Source organism: Alistipes sp. CHKCI003, from assembly GCF_900021155.1.
GTDB lineage: Bacteria > Bacteroidota > Bacteroidia > Bacteroidales > Rikenellaceae > Alistipes > Alistipes excrementavium.
Genome location: NZ_FCNT01000026.1, coordinates 30,949 through 50,980 on the forward strand (window position 1 = coordinate 30,949; position 20,032 = coordinate 50,980).

At 62.7% G+C, this 20,032-nt stretch carries 17 protein-coding genes; 13 read left to right on the forward strand and 4 right to left on the reverse strand.

The genetic code is table 11. From position 1 onward, the window contains the following. Positions 1 to 31 precede the first annotated feature (31 nt). Complete coding sequence (locus BN3659_RS03945) at positions 32 to 481, forward strand: RpiB/LacA/LacB family sugar-phosphate isomerase (protein WP_091534741.1); 450 nt, start codon at positions 32 to 34, stop codon at positions 479 to 481. 663 nt (positions 482 to 1,144) lie between these two features. Here the strand turns inward: BN3659_RS03945 and ispE are convergent. Next, positions 1,145 to 1,951 (reverse strand): 4-(cytidine 5'-diphospho)-2-C-methyl-D-erythritol kinase, encoded by an 807-nt coding sequence (ispE, locus tag BN3659_RS03950; protein ID WP_091534742.1) that lies wholly within the window; start codon positions 1,949 to 1,951, stop codon positions 1,145 to 1,147. 149 nt (positions 1,952 to 2,100) lie between these two features. On the opposite strand from ispE, the gene BN3659_RS03955 reads away from it, so the two are divergent. From BN3659_RS03955 to BN3659_RS04005, 10 genes are all read left to right on the forward strand, one after another. After that, on the forward strand, positions 2,101 to 3,063 hold the full coding sequence (locus BN3659_RS03955; RefSeq protein WP_091534744.1) for a GSCFA domain-containing protein: 963 nt from the start codon (positions 2,101 to 2,103) through the stop codon (positions 3,061 to 3,063). 30 nt (positions 3,064 to 3,093) lie between these two features. Next, positions 3,094 to 4,662: an alkaline phosphatase family protein gene (locus BN3659_RS03960; RefSeq protein ID WP_091534763.1), complete on the forward strand. Its 1,569-nt coding sequence runs from the start codon at positions 3,094 to 3,096 to the stop codon at positions 4,660 to 4,662. Between the two features lie 193 nt (positions 4,663 to 4,855). After that, complete coding sequence (locus BN3659_RS03965; RefSeq protein WP_091534746.1) at positions 4,856 to 5,290, forward strand: SufE family protein; 435 nt, start codon at positions 4,856 to 4,858, stop codon at positions 5,288 to 5,290. 154 nt (positions 5,291 to 5,444) lie between these two features. Next, positions 5,445 to 5,765, forward strand: a complete 321-nt coding sequence (locus tag BN3659_RS03970) for an iron-sulfur cluster assembly protein (protein WP_091534765.1) — start codon at positions 5,445 to 5,447, stop codon at positions 5,763 to 5,765. 4 nt (positions 5,766 to 5,769) lie between these two features. Continuing rightward, positions 5,770 to 6,720 (forward strand): DUF2851 family protein, encoded by a 951-nt coding sequence (locus tag BN3659_RS03975; RefSeq protein WP_091534747.1) that lies wholly within the window; start codon positions 5,770 to 5,772, stop codon positions 6,718 to 6,720. Positions 6,721 to 6,782: 62 nt separating this feature from the next. Continuing rightward, on the forward strand, positions 6,783 to 10,076 hold the full coding sequence (gene secA / locus BN3659_RS03980) for a preprotein translocase subunit SecA (RefSeq protein WP_091534749.1): 3,294 nt from the start codon (positions 6,783 to 6,785) through the stop codon (positions 10,074 to 10,076). 388 nt (positions 10,077 to 10,464) lie between these two features. Then, the gene (locus BN3659_RS03985; RefSeq protein WP_091534767.1) at positions 10,465 to 10,899 is read left to right on the forward strand and encodes a deoxycytidylate deaminase; all 435 of its coding nucleotides are present in this window, start codon (positions 10,465 to 10,467) and stop codon (positions 10,897 to 10,899) included. Between the two features lie 498 nt (positions 10,900 to 11,397). Further along, complete coding sequence (locus BN3659_RS03990) at positions 11,398 to 11,973, forward strand: hypothetical protein (protein WP_141682486.1); 576 nt, start codon at positions 11,398 to 11,400, stop codon at positions 11,971 to 11,973. Positions 11,974 to 12,800: 827 nt separating this feature from the next. Continuing rightward, positions 12,801 to 13,586: an SDR family NAD(P)-dependent oxidoreductase gene (locus BN3659_RS04000; protein WP_224757803.1), complete on the forward strand. Its 786-nt coding sequence runs from the start codon at positions 12,801 to 12,803 to the stop codon at positions 13,584 to 13,586. 96 nt (positions 13,587 to 13,682) lie between these two features. Further along, positions 13,683 to 14,102: a VOC family protein gene (locus tag BN3659_RS04005; RefSeq protein WP_091534754.1), complete on the forward strand. Its 420-nt coding sequence runs from the start codon at positions 13,683 to 13,685 to the stop codon at positions 14,100 to 14,102. A gap of 1,357 nt (positions 14,103 to 15,459) precedes the next feature. Here the strand turns inward: BN3659_RS04005 and BN3659_RS04010 are convergent. The 3 genes from BN3659_RS04010 to lpxK all read right to left on the reverse strand — a co-directional run bounded on the left by BN3659_RS04010 (position 15,460) and on the right by lpxK (position 17,971). Beyond that, positions 15,460 to 16,026 (reverse strand): single-stranded DNA-binding protein, encoded by a 567-nt coding sequence (locus BN3659_RS04010; protein ID WP_091534756.1) that lies wholly within the window; start codon positions 16,024 to 16,026, stop codon positions 15,460 to 15,462. Between the two features lie 111 nt (positions 16,027 to 16,137). Continuing rightward, positions 16,138 to 16,944, reverse strand: coding sequence for a purine-nucleoside phosphorylase (locus BN3659_RS04015; protein WP_091534758.1), 807 nt, complete (start codon positions 16,942 to 16,944; stop codon positions 16,138 to 16,140). Beyond that, positions 16,928 to 17,971 carry a tetraacyldisaccharide 4'-kinase gene (gene lpxK / locus BN3659_RS04020; RefSeq protein WP_091534771.1) on the reverse strand — a complete coding sequence of 348 codons (1,044 nt, stop codon included), beginning with the start codon at positions 17,969 to 17,971 and terminating at the stop codon, positions 16,928 to 16,930. The genes BN3659_RS04015 and lpxK overlap by 17 nt, the downstream gene beginning before the upstream one ends. Positions 17,972 to 18,330: 359 nt before the next feature. On the opposite strand from lpxK, the gene BN3659_RS04025 reads away from it, so the two are divergent. Together BN3659_RS04025 and BN3659_RS04030 are read left to right on the forward strand one after the other, a co-directional pair. Beyond that, the gene (locus BN3659_RS04025) at positions 18,331 to 19,623 is read left to right on the forward strand and encodes a M23 family metallopeptidase (protein WP_091534759.1); all 1,293 of its coding nucleotides are present in this window, start codon (positions 18,331 to 18,333) and stop codon (positions 19,621 to 19,623) included. 13 nt (positions 19,624 to 19,636) lie between these two features. Beyond that, the coding region (locus BN3659_RS04030; protein WP_171847693.1) for an IspD/TarI family cytidylyltransferase at positions 19,637 to 20,032 on the forward strand (396 nt) is incomplete at its 3' end.

Sequence of the window (20,032 nt, forward strand, 5' to 3'; positions counted from 1 at the left end):
TGCGTGAAACGACACTTAAAACACACGGCATATGAAAAAGCAAATAGGCATCGCCAGCGACCATGCGGGCTATGAGATGAAAGAGTTTCTGGTGGGATGGCTCGGCGCCAACGGCTGGGACGTGCACGACTTCGGGACCGGCTCGGAACAGAGCGTGGACTACCCCGATTATGCGCACCCGCTGGCCGAGGCCGTCGAGCGGGGCGAACTGGAGTGCGGCGTGGCGCTGTGCGGCTCGGGCGAAGGGATGACCATGACGCTCAACAAACATCAGGGTATCCGCGCCGGGCTGTGCTGGACCCCTCAAATCGCAGAGCTGATCCGCCGCCACAACAACGCGAACGTGATCGTTCTGCCCGCGCGGTTCATCTCGAACGACGAGGCGGTGAAGATGCTCGAAACCTACTTCGCCGCCGAATTCGAGGGCGGCCGCCACGAGGCCCGCATCGCCAAGATGCCCGCAGCGGCATGCGGCGAGTAGCCCGCCGGTCTCCGGCCCTCCCGGGGCTGTCCAGCAAGTTTTTTCAACCCTCTGAGAATTGCGTATCCGGAAAACTTCTCAATAGCAAGTACGAATAAAAAAGGGCTGTCCAAGATTTGTTAGACAGTTCCTTTTATTTATATACGATGGAATTTCCTCCCGCCTCTTCCGCTCCGGAAAGAGCTCGGACAAAATTCGGCCCTGCGCACGGTCCGACGAAAAGGCCGGATTTCTTCCGTCCATTTCCCGCCCCGGAAGAGCCCGGACGAGTTCCGGCCCGCATTCGGACTGATGAAACGGCCGAGTTTTCGCCGTGCCTTCCGGCAGGACAACATCGTAAACTACGAGATCGACCGCTACGAGCGGCAAAAGAATGAATCCGCCATTTGCTCTTTCCGCTCGATCGTAAAAACGCCCGACGGGGCATAGCTTTCCCAAAGAGTAAATCCCGTCGTCTGCGCGACATCGCCTCCGCAATGCCGGCGGCTTGCCTCCGGCGGGCAGCGCGTCGCCTTGCGCAGGACGAATCCTGCTTGCCGGCTCCGAAGCGCCCCGCACCCAAAACGGCTGAGAAACGGGCGTGCATCCGCCACCGCATACAGTCCCGACAAACTCCGCGAGAAATTCGGACCGGGCCGAAGACCGTCCGCGGGAAACAGCGGGTTACAAGGTAAAAACATACGGCGACAGCTCCGCCGCGACCGGTCCCGACCGCCGAGGATCGAAGAGCCCGTAGACGGCCGAACCGCTGCCCGACATCGAAGCATAGAGGGCGCCCGCGGCGAGCAGCCGCTCCTTCGCGTCGCGGATGGCCGGATGAACGGCGAAGACCGAAGGTTCGAAATCGTTGCCGATGCACCCCTGCCACTGCTCAAGCGGTCGTGCGAGGCGCTCGGCCAGCGGCACGGACGGCACGGACGGACATACGCCCGCATAGGCTTCGCGTGTGGAGACCGCCTCGTCGGGCTTCACGATCACGAGTTGCAACCCCGCGAGATCCAGTTCGACGGGCCGCATCACCTCGCCCCGCCCCGTGCAGAGCTGCGGCGTGTTGCGAACGAAAAAAGCCGTATCGCTGCCGAGCGCCGCGGCACACCCGACGAGCTCCTCTTCCGCGAGGTGCAGTCCGCAAAGTTCGTCCACGGCGAGAATCACCGCCGTGGCATCGGACGATCCTCCGCCCAGCCCCGCGCCGAAGGGCACCCGCTTGTCGAGCACGACCGAGATGCCCCCCACGCCGTAGCGCGCCCGCATCAGCCGCACGGCCCGCATGCACAGATTGTCGTCCGCCGGACAGTCGAGGGCGAGGCCCGTCGCACGGAACGAATCCTCCCCGGCGCATTCGACCTGCACCCGATCGAACAACCCCGGCACGGGCACCATCACCGTCTCCAGATCGTGATAACCGTCTTCGCGGCGACGGAGCACGTCGAGACCGATATTTATTTTGCAGTTGGCATGTCGGATCATGCCGCAAAGGTAGTACAGGCGAAGGGCAAATGCAAACGCGTCCGCTTTGATCCCGATGCGTTCCGACCTTCGGGTCCGCCTCAGGTACTTCCGTTCGGCAAAAGCAAATAAATTTGCTTTTGCACCCGACTTGTTCGTACCTTTGCCGCATGAAATTCCGTACCGAAATCGAAATCGAGCCCTTCCCGCCCGAAGCGCGGATCGGCTACGGCAACCGCATGCTCGCCGTCGGTTCGTGCTTCGCCGAAGAGATGACCGCCCGTCTGCGGCGGCTGGGGTTCGCCTGCACGGTCAATCCGTCGGGCGTGCTGTTCAACCCCGCCTCCGTGGCGGCGGCGCTCCGCTCCTATGACGCGGACGAACCCGTCGGACGCGAGGAACTGCACGAGCAGGACGGGCTGCGGTTCCACTTCGGGTTCCACAGTTCGTTCGCGGCCGCCGATGCGGATGAAGCGCTGGCGCGGATGAACGCCGCCCGCCGTGCGGGCGCCGAAGCGCTCCGGAAAGCCGACCGCGTGCTCGTTACCTTCGGCACGGCATGGGTCTACGAACGCGAAGGGCGGATCGTCGCCAACTGCCATCGCCGCCCCGCGTCCGAATTCGTGCGGCGCAGGCTCTCCGTCGGGGAGATCGTCGCCGATTACGACGAGCTGCTGCACACGACGCTGGCCGGCAAGCAGGTGCTCCTCACCGTCAGCCCCGTGCGGCACACGGCCGACGGACTGACAGGCAACTGCGCGAGCAAGGCCGTGCTCCGCCTCGCGGCCGAGGAGCTGGCCGGACGGCACGACCGCATCCGCTACTTCCCCGCCTACGAAATCCTCACGGACGACCTGCGCGACTACCGGTTCTACGCCGACGACCTCGTGCACCCTTCGGCTCAGGCCGCGGAATATGTCTGGGAAAAATTTTCCGAGGCCGTACTCGACCGGCGGGCGCAGCAGATCGTCCCGGCCGCGGCGCGGATCGCAGCCGCGGCGGCCCACCGCCCGCAAAATCCCCGCAGCGAAGCCTTCCGCGCCTTTTGCCTGCGGCAGATAGCAGCCATCGCCGCACTGCCCGAAGCGGATTTCAGCGAAGAGAGAGCCTATTTTGAACAATATTTACAATAAAATCGTAAATTTGCGGTTCAAACCATGTATATGACCAAAATTCTTTGCACCGCAATAGCACTGCTCGGCGCGCTGGGCAGCCTCCATGCCCAGCAGCCGAGGCTGGTCGTGCAGATCGTCGTCGGCTCGATGCGGGCGGACGACATCGACCGCTACGCCGCCAACTTCGGCGACGGAGGGTTTCTGCGGCTGCAACGCGGCGGCGCCGTCTTCACCGGCAGCCGCTACGACTACCAGCAGACCTCGACGCCCGTATCGCTCGCAACCCTCACCACCGGAGCCCAGCCTTCGACCCACGGGGTGATCGGCCTGCGCTGGCGCGACTATGTGCAGAACGAAGTGGTGGACCTCGTCCGCAGCAAGGAGGGCATCTCGCCCCGCAATCTGATCGCTCCGACGCTGGGCGAAGCGCTGCTGGCCGAATCGCCCGAAAGCCGGGTCGTTACGGTGGCCGCCGAACCGGTCTCGGCCGTCGTGATGGCCGGCCGCGCGGGACAGGCTTTCTGGATGGATCCGATGTATTGCAACTGGACCACCTCGGCGTGGTACGACCGGGTGCTTCCCGAGTGGATCCAGCAGTTCAACCGCGAGCGTTTCAACCTCTCGTACCTCGGGGACGAATGGAGCACCCTGCTCGACCGCGGCGAATACCGCAACACGCGCCGATTCGACATCGTGCCGCAACCTCGGACCAAAGAGGAGAAACGCGAAAAACGCACGCCCGAGCTCCGATTCGCCGACGACCTCGATCGAATGCTCCATACGCCGGCCGGAAACGCGGCCGTGCTGGGCTTCGCCAAGCTCGCCGTGGCGCAATACAAGCTGGGGGCGGACGAGGCGCCCGATCTGCTGAACATCTGCCTCGATGCACCGCGCCGCATCGCCGAAGCCTACGGGCCGGAATCGGTCGAGGTCGAAGACATGTACTATCGGCTGGACCGCGATCTGGCCGATTTCCTCACGTACCTCGACGCACAGGCCGGCGAAGGCAACGTGGTCGTGGCGCTCGCCTCCGACCACGGCACCAGCCCCTCCTACGATGCCGGCGCCGAGGAGTGCGACCGCTTCAATCTGCGGCAGTTCGAGGTAATCGTCAACAGCTTCCTCAACGTCCGCTACGGCGTGGGCAAGTGGCTGCTGGAGTACGAGGACAAGTGCGTCTACCTCGACCACAACCTCATCTACGAGAAAGGTCTCGATCTGGCCTCGGTGCAGAACGAGGTGGCGATCTTCGCCATGCAGTTCCGCGGCGTCTCCCACGCGCTCTCGGCGACGGCCATGCGGACGAGCTACTTCGGCAGCGGATACGCCCGCAAGATGCAGAACAGCTTCTATCCGCGGCGCTCGGGGGATGTGATCCTCAACTTCCAGCCCGGGTGGATCGAGGAACGCGAACGATGCCGCTCTTCCTCGGGTTCGATGTACGGCTACGACACCGAAGTACCGCTCATCTTCTACGGGACAGGCATCGCTCCGCAGTGCGTGGGCCGCGAGGTGGACATGATCGCGGTAGCCCCCACGCTCGCCTCGCTGCTCGGCGTGCGCAAACCCGCCGCCGCGGAGGGCTCGCCGCTGCCGGAAGTAACCGGCGAGGGGTAGGAGACCGCCGAAGACGGACCACGGCGACGGTCCGCGAACAGGCTCCGGTCCACCCCACAAGAAACGGAGCGATGCGAGGGGGGGGGCCGAGGCCGGCCGCCTTCCCGGCGACGCCCGCGCAAGACGCAATACGACCGGCGGAATTTACACAACGGTGCGGCATGAAAGAGGGCCGCCGAAAACAATATAACGAATGAAAGACAAAGTGCAGGAGGAGATCATCGAAGAGTTCTCCGTATTCGACGACTGGCTCGACCGGTACGACCACCTGATCGGACTGAGCGACACGCTCCCCGCGATCGCGCCCGAACACCGCACGGAGCAATATCTGATCGAGGGCTGCCAGTCGCGCGTCTGGATCGACGCCGAATTGCGCGACGGCCGCGTCCGCTTCACGGCCGACAGCGACGCCATCATCACCAAAGGCATCATCGCTCTGCTGATCCGCGTGCTCGACGGACGCACCCCGCGCGAAATACTCGACACGGAACTCTATTTCATCGACGCCATCGGTCTGGGGGCCAACCTTTCGCCCACGCGGGCCAACGGCCTGCTGGCGATGGTCAGGCAGATGCGTCTCTTCGCGCTGGCCTTCGAAAGCCGGCTCGAAAAGGAGCAGCACGCTTAGCCGACGTCCGGCCCCGTCCGCGTGCCCTCGTTCGGGGGGGGGCGAGGAAACGGACGCAGAAAACGAACAGCACGATGAGAAGTCCGGAACCGTGAATTTCCGGAACGTTCAAGCATACAAGATTGCCTAACCGCCATACAATTTTTCAGGCATGATGACGCCAGAAGAGATTCTACGGGTCGAAAAGGAGATCGTAGCGACCCTGAAAAACATCTACGATCCGGAGATTCCGGTCAACATCTACGATCTGGGGCTGATCTACGAGATCGACTTCACGCCCGACGGCGCGGCTACGATCCGCATGACCCTCACCGCCCCCAACTGCCCGATGGCCGACCTGCTCGTGGAAGACGTGAACCGCGAAGTGGCCAAGGTCCGGGGCGTGGAGTCGGTGAACGTCATCCTCACGTTCGACCCCGTGTGGGACAAGAGCATGATGTCCGAAGAGGCGCTGCTCGAACTCAACATGTTCTGAGGCGATGCAGGACCGCGACGAACGGATGCTCGACCGGCTGAAGACCGGCGCCGGAGCATTCGCCTGCGGGGAGTACCTCGCGGAGCTGGACACGCTGCACCGCAGCGAGATTCTCAAGGATGCGGCCTACGACCGCCTGCGCCGCAAGATCGCCGCGGTCGAGGAACTCTTCGAAGAGGCCGAGCGCAACTGGAACCAGACCTTCTACCTGATGTTCTTCCGCACGCTGGGCGACAAACGCAATCAGCGGGCCTACCTCGATCTGGCACGGCGGGCTACCTACGCCATGGTCCTGCGCGAACGAGCCGTGCCGCGCAACGTCGAGGCACTGCTGCTCGGCGCCTCGGGACTGCTCGGCCTCTACCGCCACGACACCTACACGCTCGATCTGGGACGCGACTTCGTCTACCTCGCCTCGAAATACGGCATCGAACCGATGGACGCCTCGGCGTGGGATTTCACGCGCATCCACCCGGCCAACCACCCCGTGCTGCGCGTGGCGCAGGCCGCAGCCTTCTTCGCCGGCCACGACTTCGTGATGGAGCGCATGCTCGACTGCCGCACGCCCGAGGATGCGGCCCGTCTGTTCGGGGTCGAAGCCTCGGCCTACTGGTGCACGCACTCGCTGCCGGCCGTGCGCTCGCAGGAGATGCCCAAGCGCATCGGCACCTTCAAAGCCAACCTGCTGGCCATCAACCTCGTCTCGATCCTCCAGTTCGCCTACGGCAGCCACACGGGCAACGACCTGTTGCGCGACCGCGCCGTAACGCTGCTCGAACGCACGCCGGCCGAAGAGAACGTCTACATGCGCGGCTGGCGCAGCGCGGGCACGACGCCCCGCAACGCCTTCGAATCGCAGGCGCTGCTCCAGCTCGCCACCGAATACTGCCCCAAACGGCGGTGCGCGGAGTGTCCGATCGGAGCGCGCCGAATAAAAAGCCGCGCAGAGGATTGATATATTGCAAAAAATACCTATTTTTGTAAGATTTCATTCACGAAAAACAAAAGACATTTTCAATGGATATAGCAGCAGGCATCATTAAACTGTTCTTCGGCTCGAAAGCCGACAAAGACCGCAAAGAGATACAACCCTACGTCGACCGGATCAAGACCGTCTACCCTACCGTCGAGAAACTCACGAACGACGAACTCCGCGCACTGAGCCGCGATCTGATGAAGCGGATCGCCGACTTCATCGCTCAGGACGAGGCCCGCATCGTCGAGCTGAAAACCAAGCTGGAACTCACGGAGACCACGCTCGAAGAGAAGGAGAAGATCTCGAAGGAGATTGACGCGACGGCCAAGCGCATCGACGAACGGATCGAAGAGAAACTCGACGAAATCCTGCCCGAAGCCTTCGCCGTGATGAAGGACACGGCGCGCCGCTTCGCGCAGAACGACACGGTGGTCGTTACGGCCACCGACTTCGACCGCGAGCTGGCCGCAACGAAGGATTTCGTAACGATCGAAGGCGACAAAGCCGTCTATGCCACCCACTGGCTCGCCGGCGGCAACGACATCAAGTGGGACATGATCCACTACGACGTGCAGCTCTTCGGCGGCGTGGTGCTCCACAAAGGCAAGATCGCCGAAATGGCCACGGGCGAAGGCAAGACCCTCGTGGCGACGCTGCCCGTATTCCTCAATGCACTGGCCCGCAAGGGAGTCCACCTCGTAACGGTCAACGACTACCTCGCCCGCCGAGACTCGGAGTGGATGGGTCCGATGTACCAGTTCCACGGGCTCTCGGTCGACTGCATCGACCGCCACCAGCCCAACTCCGAGGCACGCCGCAAAGCCTACATGGCCGACATCACGTTCGGCACCAACAACGAGTACGGCTTCGACTACCTGCGCGACAACATGGCCTCGTCGCCCAAGGATCTCGTGCAGCGCAAGCACCACTACGCGATCGTCGACGAGGTCGACTCGGTGCTGATCGACGACGCCCGCACGCCCCTGATCATTTCGGGTCCCGTCCCCAAGGGCGACGACCAGCTCTTCGAGCAGTACCGTCCCGCGATCGAACAGCTCTACAATCTCCAGAAAAACTTCGTAACGAACCTCGTGGCCGAAGCCCGCCAGCTGCTCGGCGACGGCAAGAACGAGGAGGGCGGCATCAAGCTCTACCGCGCGCACAAGGGGCTGCCGAAATACAAGCCGCTCATCAAATTCCTCTCGGAGACGGGCATCAAGGCCCAGATGCAGAAAACGGAGAACGTCTACATGGCGGACAACAACCGCCGCATGCCGGAGATCACGGACGACCTCTACTTCGTGATCGACGAGAAGCTCAACTCCGTGGAACTTACGGACAAGGGCCACGAAGTACTCTCCAACTACTTCAACGAGGAAGGATTCTTCGTGCTGCCGGACATCGGGGCCGAGGTCGCCGAACTCGAAAAGAGCGACCTTTCGGTCGAGGAGAAGGCGCAAAAGCGCGATGCGGTGATCAACGACTACTCAGTCAAATCGGAGCGCGTGCATACGGTGATCCAACTGCTGAAGGCATACGCCATGTTCGAAAAGGACGTGGAATACGTCGTCATGGACAACAAGGTGAAGATCGTCGACGAGCAGACGGGCCGTATTCTCGACGGCCGCCGCTACTCGGACGGACTGCATCAGGCCATCGAGGCCAAGGAGCGCGTGAAGGTCGAGGCGGCGACGCAGACCTTCGCCACGATCACTCTGCAAAACTACTTCCGCATGTATCACAAGCTGGCCGGCATGACCGGTACGGCCGAGACCGAGGCATCGGAGTTCTGGAGCATCTACAAACTCGACGTGGTGGTGATCCCGACGAACCGTCCGGTCATCCGCGACGACCGGCAGGACCTCATCTACAAGACCAAACGCGAGAAGTACAACGCCGTGATCGAAGAGATCGTGCGCCTCGTCGGCGAGGGACGCCCCGTGCTGGTGGGTACCACTTCGGTCGAGATCTCGGAGCTGCTGAGCCGCATGCTCAAGCTGCGCGGCATCAAGCACAACGTCCTCAACGCCAAGCAGCACCAGCTCGAAGCGCAGATCGTGGCCGAAGCGGGCCGTTCGGGACAGGTTACGATCGCCACCAACATGGCGGGCCGCGGTACCGACATCAAGCTCACGCCCGAGGTGAAGGCCGCGGGCGGTCTGGCCATCATCGGCACCGAACGGCATGAGAGCCGCCGCGTGGACCGCCAGCTGCGGGGCCGCGCAGGCCGTCAGGGCGACCCGGGTTCGTCGCAGTTCTTCGTCTCGCTCGAAGACGACCTGATGCGTCTGTTCGGCTCGGGCCGCATCGCCGCCATGATGGACCGCATGGGCCTCAAGGAGGGCGAAGTGATTCAGGCGAAGATGATGACCAAAGCCATCGAACGCGCCCAGAAGAAGGTCGAGGAGAACAACTTCGGCATCCGCAAACGCCTGCTCGAATACGATGACGTGATGAACTCGCAGCGCGAGGTGATCTACACGCGCCGCCGCCACGCGCTCTACGGCGAGCGGATCGAGATCGACCTCAACAACATCATGTACGACTATGCCGACAACTTCGTGGAGACCAACCGGGGCATCGACTTCGAGGATTTCCGCATGGAGCTGATCCGCGAGGTGGCGACCGACCCCTCGTTCGACGCGGCGATCTACGAAAACGCCAAGCCGGCGGAGCTGGCCGAGCGGATCGTCAAGGACCTGAAAGCGACCTACGACCGCCGTGCGAAGGCCGTGGCCGACATGGTGCGGCCCGTGATGGAGCGCGTCTACGAAGATCGCAAGGAGCAGATGGATTCGAACATCTACTTCCCGCTGACGGACGGACACCTCGGCTTCAACGTGCCGGTGAATCTCCGGCGCTGCAGGGACACGGACGGCGCCGAGATCTACAAGGTCTTCTCGAAGGTGGTGATGTTCACTTCGATCGACGACGCATGGCGCGAACACCTGCGCGAGATGGACGACCTGCGCCAAAGCGTGCAGAACGCCACCTACGAACAGAAGGACCCGCTGCTGATCTACAAGTTCGAATCGTTCGGTCTCTTCTCGAAAATGCTCGTCAAGGTCAACCGCGAAGTGCTCTCGATCCTCAACAAGGCGTACATCCCCGTGCGGGAGCAGAACCCCGAGGCCGTGCAGCGCCGGCAGCAGGAGCGTGCCAAGGTAGACGTCAACAAGTTGCAGGCTTCGCGCATGCAGGCCGCCGCACAGGCCGGTCAGGCCGAGAAACAGAAGCCGATGCCTCTGCACGCCGAAAAGAAGGTGGGACGCAACGATCCCTGCCCCTGCGGCAGCGGCAAGAAATACAAGCAGTGCCACGGCAAGGGATTGTAGGCGGCGAGGGCCGCACAGACCCGTCATGGCCCCATGTTCCCGAAACCGCGGAAGATCCTTTGCAGGAGGGTCTCCGTTCCTTTGGTGCAGTACGTTCCCGTGCATAAAGCAGAAAACTCCGGAAGGAAGCGGGTACAGCTCGGAAGGGCGCACAACGGTCCGGTCGGGGCGAGGGGGGGGCGAGAGGCAGGAAAGGTTGCGAGGCAAGAACTTCGCCGAACGAACCGAATCGGATGTTCCGCACGAGGCGGGAGAAAAGAAAAGTCGTCTCTCCCCGACGATACGGACTGTCTGTTCGTCCTGTGCAGCCTCACTCCGCGAATTACGGCAATCCGGAAAAACGGCATTGCCGACGAAGATCGAAACATATAATTTCACCTTCAAAAAGATGGGCTATCAGGAAGAGAAACAGCGTCAGCTCGACATACGCTATCTGCGGATGGCACGCATCTGGGCCGAGAATTCCTATTGCGTGCGCCGTAAGGTGGGGGCATTGATCGTCAAGGACAAAATGATTATCTCCGACGGTTACAACGGCACACCGTCGGGCTTCGAGAACATCTGCGAGGACGAGACGGGCAAAACCAAGTCCTACGTATTGCACGCCGAGGCCAACGCCATCACCAAGGTGGCCAAGAGCGCCAACAACTGCGACGGCTCGACCCTCTACATCACGGCTGCCCCCTGTATCGAATGTTCGAAACTCATCATACAGGCAGGTATCCGGCGCGTGGTCTACTGCGACGAATACCGCTCGGAAGAGGGCCTCGACCTGCTGCGCAAAGTCGGAATCGAGTGCGTGCAGCGCGAGATCGAAGAGTGAGCGCCGGATATTGAACGACGATGCAGACGGCGCCGCATCTCCACATGACGCAGCGATCGCACAAGGAGGAGGCGGGGCATGCAGAACCGGAGCCTGCGGCAGAGGCCGGAACGACCATGGGAGAAGGTGCCCGCCTCGCCTCTCGGAACGGCCGAGTAAAACGGCGGCACGAGTTGTCGGAACCTTTTGACGCCGGTCATTGCACGAAGGGTCGACGGCAGCGAAATCGTACAGCCGAATATCGTCCGGTTGAACGAACCGCGTTGCGCAGCGGCCGAATCGCTGCGACGACACGACCTCTTGGGTGCGATCCGGGCTGCATCGGAACCGTACCGAAACTTTCCAACAGCCGAAACGGCAGGTGGAACGGCAGGTGGAACGGACACGACAGTCCGATAGCCTCTGTTTCGGCGACGGATGCAAGGCGCGGCGACGGCCGAGACCGCACGATAAGGGAGGGGCACACTTGGGACAAACGAACCGATATATCGAAAGATCATGAAAAAGAGTACACTTCTTTTGCTGGCTCTGTGGATGGGCGGAACGCTCAGCGCACAGCCTACGCAACCGGCGATGCCGAACCGTCCGCCGACGGACGGACAGCCTGCACGGGTTTCGGAAACGACGCAGACGCCACAGGCCGCAACGGCTCCGGCTGCGATGCAGCGGCATCCGCAGACGGGCGCCATCATGGCCAAGCCCGAACGTTACCTCTATGCCGAACTGATCGGCAGCCATCTGCCCTCTTGCAAAGGGGACGGAGTGATCTTAGATTTCGGACAGTCGGCCGCTGCCCTGAATTGCAACTGGATCACCGATGAAAAGGGACGTAAAATCCTTTTCAACTCGATGGTCGAAGCACTCAATTACATGATTCGTCAGCGGTGGGAATTCGTACAAGCTTACACCTCCGGAAACGACAACGACAAAACGCATTATCTGCTGCGCATCCGCACCGAGGAGATTCCCGACCGGCTGCGCTCGCAACTGCCCCCGCCGCCGGTCGGTACGGATGCCGAATCGGTGGCGTGTGCCGATGACCGCCCCACGCCCGACGTCCCGGCAGCGCACTAAAGCAGACCGTTCAGCAGGGCGACGAGCCGCGGCCGGCCGCGGTATGCCGAACCTTGCCGGACCGCAGCGAACCGCAGCGAACCGCACGAGGCCGACGAATCGCCCCCCCCCGATCGCAGCGGACCGACAGAAGCCGACCAAGACCGGGAACGGTCGCAGAATACGGGAATGTTCGGGAAAAGGTGGAGAAACTGCGCATGCGCCGGCCACTCCGATCGTTTCCGCCCGGCCGAAATACAGCCCGGCCGTTTTCCGGACCGCATGCCACGACGGACCGCACCGGCCGTCTGCCGATGCGGGAGGAGCGACACAGGAACCGAAGGGGGGGGCAGAAGGCGGAAAGGATGCGTCGCAGACGGCGAAGCCCTGAACCGGAATCGGGCCGACGCGCAAGGCAGGGATCCGTATCGCACAGGGGACTTATCCGAATGCAGCCGGCATTCACGGACATTTCACACCGACGGCCGGAGGCGTCGGTTCCGTTGCGCGGAAACATCATGCTCCCCTTCATCATGGAGCGGATTTTGCATCCGCGAGGACAGAGGGACAAGTCATGCGGTGCACAGCCGACCTCGCCTGCGGCACGCCGTTCCGGAGCGGACTGGCCGGCGAGCGACCTCGACGCCACGGGCAGCGGCCGGCCGATTCGCACGCCGGACCTCCGATCCGGACAGAAAGCGCATCAGCGACTGCGAACCGGAGATTTACGCAGGTGCGGACAGGCTCGTCTGCGGAACCCGGAACAGGACGAAACGCCCCATCAAAAAACGGGACACGGCGACGATCCGAAAAACAAACAACCGACACTTCGGAAACACGACCATACGATGATGCACTCTGAATCCGCCGAAAGAGACGATCCCGCCATCCGGATCGTCATCATGGGAGCCACTTCGGGCATCGGGCTCGAAACGGCCCGCCTTTGCATGCGCAGGGGATGGCGCGTCGGCATCGCCGGCCGCCGCACGGAACCGCTCGAAGCCCTGCGGGCCGAAGCTCCGGCTCAGGTCGAAACCGCCGTCATCGACATTACGCAGGACGATGCGCCGCAGCGGCTCGCCGAACTCGCGCAGCGTTTGGGCGGGATGGACATCTACCTCCATTGCTCCGGCATCGGAAGCCAGAATCCGCAGCTCGTGCCCGCCACCGAAATTGCGACGGCCGAGACCAATGCCGTAGGGTTCGTCCGCATGACGGCGGCGGCTTTCGACTGGTTCCGCTCGCACGGCGGAGGCCGTCTGGCTGCCGTCAGCTCCATCGCCGGCACCAAAGGACTGGGAGCCGCGCCCGCCTACTCCGCCACCAAACGGATGCAAAACACCTATCTCGATGCACTGGCCCAGCTGGCCCGCATGGAGCGGCTGCCCATCCGGATCACCGACATCCGTCCGGGATTCGTCGCCACGGCTCTCCTCGACGACGGACGCCGCTACCCGATGCTCATGCGGCCCGAGCGGGTCGCGGCGCAGATCGTGAAGGCCCTCGAACGCGGACGCCGCCGCACGGTGATCGACCGTCGTTACGCCCTTATGGTCTTCGGCTGGCGGCTTATCCCCGAATGGCTGTGGGAGAGGCTCCCGATCCGCAACCGCCGACGCACGACACTCCGATGAACCGCGGCACTTGAGCGACTGCGCCGCACGCACGCCGCACTGCTCTCGGACCGCAGGCTTCCGCAATCCGCCGGCCGCAAATAAAACACGCGAAACATGCAGCTTACGACGCCTCTTCCGGCCGTCGCCGATCTCGAACGGTCGTTTCGTTTCTACCGCGGCCTTTTCGAACAGGAGGCGGTGCTCGATCTGGGAGGCAACCTCAGCCTCAGCGGAGGATTCGCCTTACAGCAGGATTTCGACCGTCTGGCCGGCATCCCGAAGGATTCGGTGATGCGCCGCTCCAACAACATGGAACTCTATTTCGAAACGGAGGATTTCGACGGATTCGTCGCACGCCTCTCCGCCCGCAAGGACATCGACTATGCGCATCCACCCAGAAAACACCCTTGGCAGCAGCGCGCGGTACGCATCTACGCCCCCGACGGCCAGCTCATCGAAGTGGGCGAATCCATGCGGACCATCGCACGCCGTTTCCACGAGGAAGGCCGCCGGCCGAGGAGATCGCCTCACTGATGCACAGCCCCTCTCTCTTATATCCGGACGTTCTTGTAGGAATAGGGCGCTCTACGCCATCCTCGCACGTCCGGTCTCCGGCCGGCAGGAAAACCGCGGGATGCGCCCGCCTCCACACAAACCGGCATACGGTTCCGATGCACGTCTCCCCGCTCTGTCGCCACGATCCGTGCTGCACGACACGCTCTTCACGAACCGACATGCCGGCCCGGCGCACGACTTTCCGATCCGTCGCCACTGCAATCCGCCCTCCCTGCACGGCGCAGTCCCTCTCCGCCCCCCCCGTGCCGCCGCACATCCTCCGGGCATAAAGCGGCCGGAAACGCACGAACCTCCCCGTGCATCTCCGGCCCCGTATATACGAATCGGAATAAAACGGGAAACGATTCGCCGGAATCTTCCCCGCCTCGATTCAAGACGATCTTGATACGCTCCGACAGAAGACATACATGCCCCGCACCCCATGTCTTCCTGCAACTTCGGCCAAACGGCCGACAGCCGCCGGCCAAACGGATGCGGCTCCGACCGCAATGCCCCATCCTCCGATCGGGAGGCTGCCCCGGCGATGCCGCCGGTCCACGGTCGCCCGATACGGCGGACGGATTTCAGACACCGTGCGGGCGGCTCGGATCTCCACCGCAGGCGGACGATGTACGGTACGGGGCGGAAGAGAACGAAAAACAAGACACCTCAGTATATCGTTCTCCTTCCGTGCACAGCCGGCGGCGAACGACCCGCGGTCAGCGGCATCGCCGAACGACCGCCTCTATGCCGAACGGCTCTCGCTTGATCCGAGACACGAACGCCCCATCAGCCGCTCGCATCCGACAGAGAGGCCGAATTCCGAAGAGGATTCCAATCGCGGCTCTTCGGCCGTACACGCGCTTTCGAACCGCCTGTTTCGCAAGGCTGCCAGTCCCGGCATTCGCCCGTCAGACGCCTTCGGACACCGAGCGCCCCCTGCCGGTCCTGTTCCGCAGTACGCTTGTCCGGCCGCCGAAACCCGGAGCCCGGGCGACTTCGAAGGCCGCACTGCCGGAAACAAAACGGAAAGCCGTCCGAAACTATCGACGGACAATCGTCCGAAGCATACCCCGGCCGCCGAAACCCGGAACCCGGGCGTCCTCGAAGGCCGCACTGCCGGAATCAGAACGGAAGGCCGTCCGAAACTATCGACGGACAATCGTCCGAAGCATACCCCGGCCGCCGAAACCCGGAAACCCGGGCGTCCTCGAAGGCCGCGCTGCCGGAATCAGAACGGAAGGCCGTCCGAAACTATCGACGGACAATCGTCCGAAGCATGCCCCGGCCGCCGAAACCCGGAGCCCGGGCGACTTCGAAGGCCGTGCTGCCGGAATCAGAACGGAAGATCGTCCGGATCGTCGGCAGGCACCGACGGTGCGGCAGGCTGCCCGTAAGCGGGAGCAGATTGTCCATAGGACGAAGCCGTCGGTCGGGTTTGTCCGCCCCCGAAGGAAGCGTTCTGCCCACCGCCGTATGCCGGCGCCTGCTGCCCGCCGCCGAACGAAGAGCCGCCGGACGCACCGCCATACGAAGCCCCTCCGGCAGAGGCGCCGTCCGAGGCGGGATTGTCGCTGCGACGCCCCAGCAGATTCATCGTATCGGCCAGAATCTCGGTCGTGTAGCGCTTGTTGCCGTCTTTGTCGGTCCACTCGCGGGTGCGGAGACGTCCCTCGATATAGAGCTGCGTCCCCTTGCGGACATAGCGGTCCACGACATCGGCCAGACCGCGCCAGAGCGTGATCGTATGCCACTCGGTGTGTTCCTTGGTCTCGTTGGCCTGTCGGTCGAACAGGCGTTCGGTCGTCGCCAGACGCACGCGGGCCACTTTCGCACCCGATTCGAGGGTGCGCACTTCGGGGTCGATGCCCACGTTGCCCACCAGAATCACTTTATTTACCATCGTTTTTCTTTCGTTTGTATCTGAATATTCGTCGCGCGCGCTCCTCTTCGGGGAGAAACCGGCCGCACCGTCTCCCGAGGGAGCCATGCACCACGGCGCGCGAACCGCACGTTACAACCCCTTGACCATCTCGCGGAAGAGCACGGCCATCTTCTGTCCGGCCTTCCGGCCCTGACGCTGCACGTCCTCGTGGTCGCCCGCCTCGTCCGAAAGGCCGCAGTTCGTGATGACCGAAACGCCGAAAACGGGAATCCCCATATGGCGCGCCACGATCACCTCGGGCACGGTGGACATGCCGGCCGCATCGCCGCCGATGGCCTTGAAATAGCGGTATTCGGCCTGCGTCTCGAACGTCGGGCCCGTCCCGCCCACATAAACCCCGTACTGGAGTTTGATCCGCTCGCGCTCGGCGATGGCCGTGGCCCGTGCGATGAGTTCGCGGTCGTAGCAGTTGTGCATGTCCGGGAAACGGGGTCCGAGTTCGGCCAGATTGGGACCGATGAGCGGATTGGGCATGAGGTTGATATGATCGGTGATAATCATCAGATCGCCCACGCGGAACGAGGTATTGATGCCGCCCGAAGCGTTCGACACGAAGAGACACCCGATACCCAGCAGTTTCATCACCCGCACGGGAAACGTTACCTGCGTCATGGCATAGCCTTCGTAGTAGTGGAACCGCCCCTGCATCGCCACCACGCGGCGGCCTTCGAGCAGACCGAAGATCAGACGGCCCTTGTGTCCTTCGACCGTCGAGACGGGAAAGCCCGGAATATCCTTGTACTCGAGCGCGTATTTCACGTCGATCTGCTCGGCGAAATCTCCGAGTCCCGTGCCGAGAATGATGCCCGCCTCGGGACGGAACTGCTGCGTCCGCGCGTCGATGAACGCCGCGGTCTTCTTAATTTCCTCTAACATCCTGTTCCAGTTTTTGAAGAAGATCCGTCGCCGAATCCTCCGTGAATGAAATATTGATCGGTACGTAGTAGAGCGCACGCCGCACCGCTTCGGGAATCTTGTCGCGGTTGGTGAGTTTCACGGCATCCTTCTCGGTCGTAACGACCGCGGCGTCGGGATACTGCCCCAGCAGGGCCGCGAGCTGTTTCATGTCCTTCACGCGGTAGATGTGATGGTCGTCGAGCGTCAGCTCCGCCACCACGTCGTAGCGTTCGCGCAGCGACTCGAGAAACGGCTTCGGATTGCCGATGCCCGAGAGCGCGATCACCCTGCGGTGCAGCGCCACGCCCTCGCTGCCGGCTTCGTCGGCATAAAGCGGCTGCGGCATGAAGCTCTCGAAGCGGGTGAAGTAGACCTTCTGATAGGCCACCTGAACGAGCACCTTGCTCAGAATGCGCCGGTCGATCGGCGCCATCTTCTCGGGACACTTCGTAACCACGAAGTAGTGGGCCCGGTGAAGCATCTCGGGCAGGTCGCGCAGCGTCCCCTGCGGCAGCATCTTGTCGTGCTGCACGGGACGTGTGGCGTCGATCATCACGATGTTGACCTTCGGCTCCACGTAGCGGTGCTGGAAACCGTCGTCCATCACCACGAGATCCGTCTCGGGATGTTCGGCCAGCAGACGGCGGATGCCCTCGGCCCGCTTCTCGCAGACCGCGACGACCACGTCGGGAAACTTCAGTTTGATCTGCAAGGGTTCGTCGCCCACGTCGCGGTAGTGGGAATCGGGCCGCACCTCGCGATAGCCCTTGGTCCGGCGGCCGTAGCCGCGCGAGATGAGCGCCACATGGTGCGTACGGGTCATGTAGCCCACCACCATTTCGGCCATCGGGGTCTTGCCCGTCCCGCCGACGGTGATGTTGCCGATGCAGACGACCGGAACATCGAACTTTTCGCTCTTGATGATCCCCCAGTCGAACAGATGGTGCCGGAAGGTTACTCCCAACTTATACAGATATGCCGCAGGGGCCAAAAGCCAATTAAACATCATCGCATTCGGTTAACTGCACAACTTTTCAAAGGTAGCAATAAATCGCCGAACAGCAAAACGAAACGGACAAATATTGGCCGGGAAAGACGAACATGCGGCAAAAGCGCCCGAATAACCCGTTTTTCCGACCTGCGGCTCCGCCTCGGAGCCCACGCCCGGCAGAACGAATCGGCCGCTTGTGCATGCGGCATTGCCTTGCCTTCGCGTCGCCTCGGATACTCCCGTTCGGCGAAAGCGGATTTATTTGCTTTTACGCCCGACATTTCGTATCTTTGGCTCCGTCTTGGATACTCCGTCCCGGCAAACCGAATGAAATTCGTTTTTGCGGCCGACTTTTCGTATCTTTGCCAATAGCTATGAAACGTATCGCATACCTGACATTTTGCGCTCTCGCGCTCGCCGCGGGAGCCTGCTCGCAGAATGCCGCCTCCACGGAAGAGGAGACCGCCGACGAGCCGCAGAACATCCTGTACGGCATCAATGCCGACAACTACCGTACCGAGAGCGCCGAAATCCGCAGCGGCGAGACGCTCGGCAAGATACTCGGCAGCTACGGCGTCTCGGCCGCCGCGATCGACCGGCTGGACAAAGCCGCGGCGGACGTATTCCCGCTGCGCAACATCCGCGCGGGGCACAAGTACGTCGCGTTCATCCACGAAGATTCGCTCTTCACCCCTCATCTCGAATACCTCGCCTACGAACGCAGCGCCACGGACTACGTGGTCTTCGGTTTCGCGGAGGATTCGATCATGGTGTGCGAAGGCGCCAAGGAGATCTCGCTCCGGCGCCAGAAGAAGAGCGCGACGATCGACTCGTCGCTCTGGGGAGCCATCATGCATGAAAACCTGCCCTACTCGCTGGCCGCCGAACTCGAAGACATCTATCAGTGGACCGTAGACTTCTTCGGCATCCAGAAAGGGGACCGCTTCACGGTCATCTACGACGAAAAGTTCATCGACGATACGATCCCTGCGGGTATCGGCCGCATCTGGGGCGCCAAGTTCGTCCACGGCGGCAAGGAGTATTACGCCGTGCCGTTCCGACAGAACGAGAAAATACAGTACTGGGAATACGACGGCGGCAGTCTGCGCAAGCAGCTGCTCAAGGCGCCGCTCAAATACACGCGCATCAGCTCGCGTTTCACCTATGCCCGCAAACACCCTATTTATAAAGTATACCGCCCCCACACGGGCGTGGACTACGCTGCACCGAAGGGTACGCCCGTTCATGCCGTGGCGGACGGTACGGTTACGTTCAAAGGCTGGGGCGGAGGAGGAGGCAACACCCTCAAGATCAAACATGCGGGCAACCTCATGACCGGCTACCTCCATTTGAGCGGCTACGCGAAGGGCATCCGTCAGGGATCGCGTGTCGTGCAGGGACAGCTCATAGGCTATGTCGGCAGCACGGGCGCCTCGACGGGGCCCCACCTCGACTACCGCATCTGGAAGAACGGCAAGCCGATCGACCCCCTGAAGATCCCGCAGGAGCCTGCCGAACCGATCTCGAAGGCCAACCGCGCTCAGTTCGAATTCGTCCGCGACCGCATCGTGGCCGAGCTGGAGGGCGATGTGAAGGAGGAGGAGAAGATCGTACAGCTCGACTCGATCGTCCTGCCGCAGAACACCGCCGCACCCGCCGCATCCTAATCTCCGCATCGCCATGACCGCACGCACGGGAGTGATCGTCGTCGCCGGAGGAAGCGGCCGCCGCTTGGGCGGCGACGTGCCCAAGCAGTTCCGCCTGCTGGGGGGAATGCCCGTATTGGCCCGCACGATCAATGCACTCGCCGCGGCACTGCCCGGAGCGCCGATCGTCGCAGTGCTGCCCGAGGCGCACATCGCCTACTGGCGAAACCTCGCCGCACGCTTCGACGTGGCCCGACATACGGTCGCAGCCGGAGGTGCCGAACGATTCCACTCCGTCCGCAACGGACTGGCCGCCCTGCCGGAGACGGTGGAGCTGATCGCCGTCCACGACGGCGTACGCCCCATGGCGAGCGCGGAACTGATCCGCCGGACGACGGAGGCTGCTGCGACACACGGAGCGGCGGTCCCC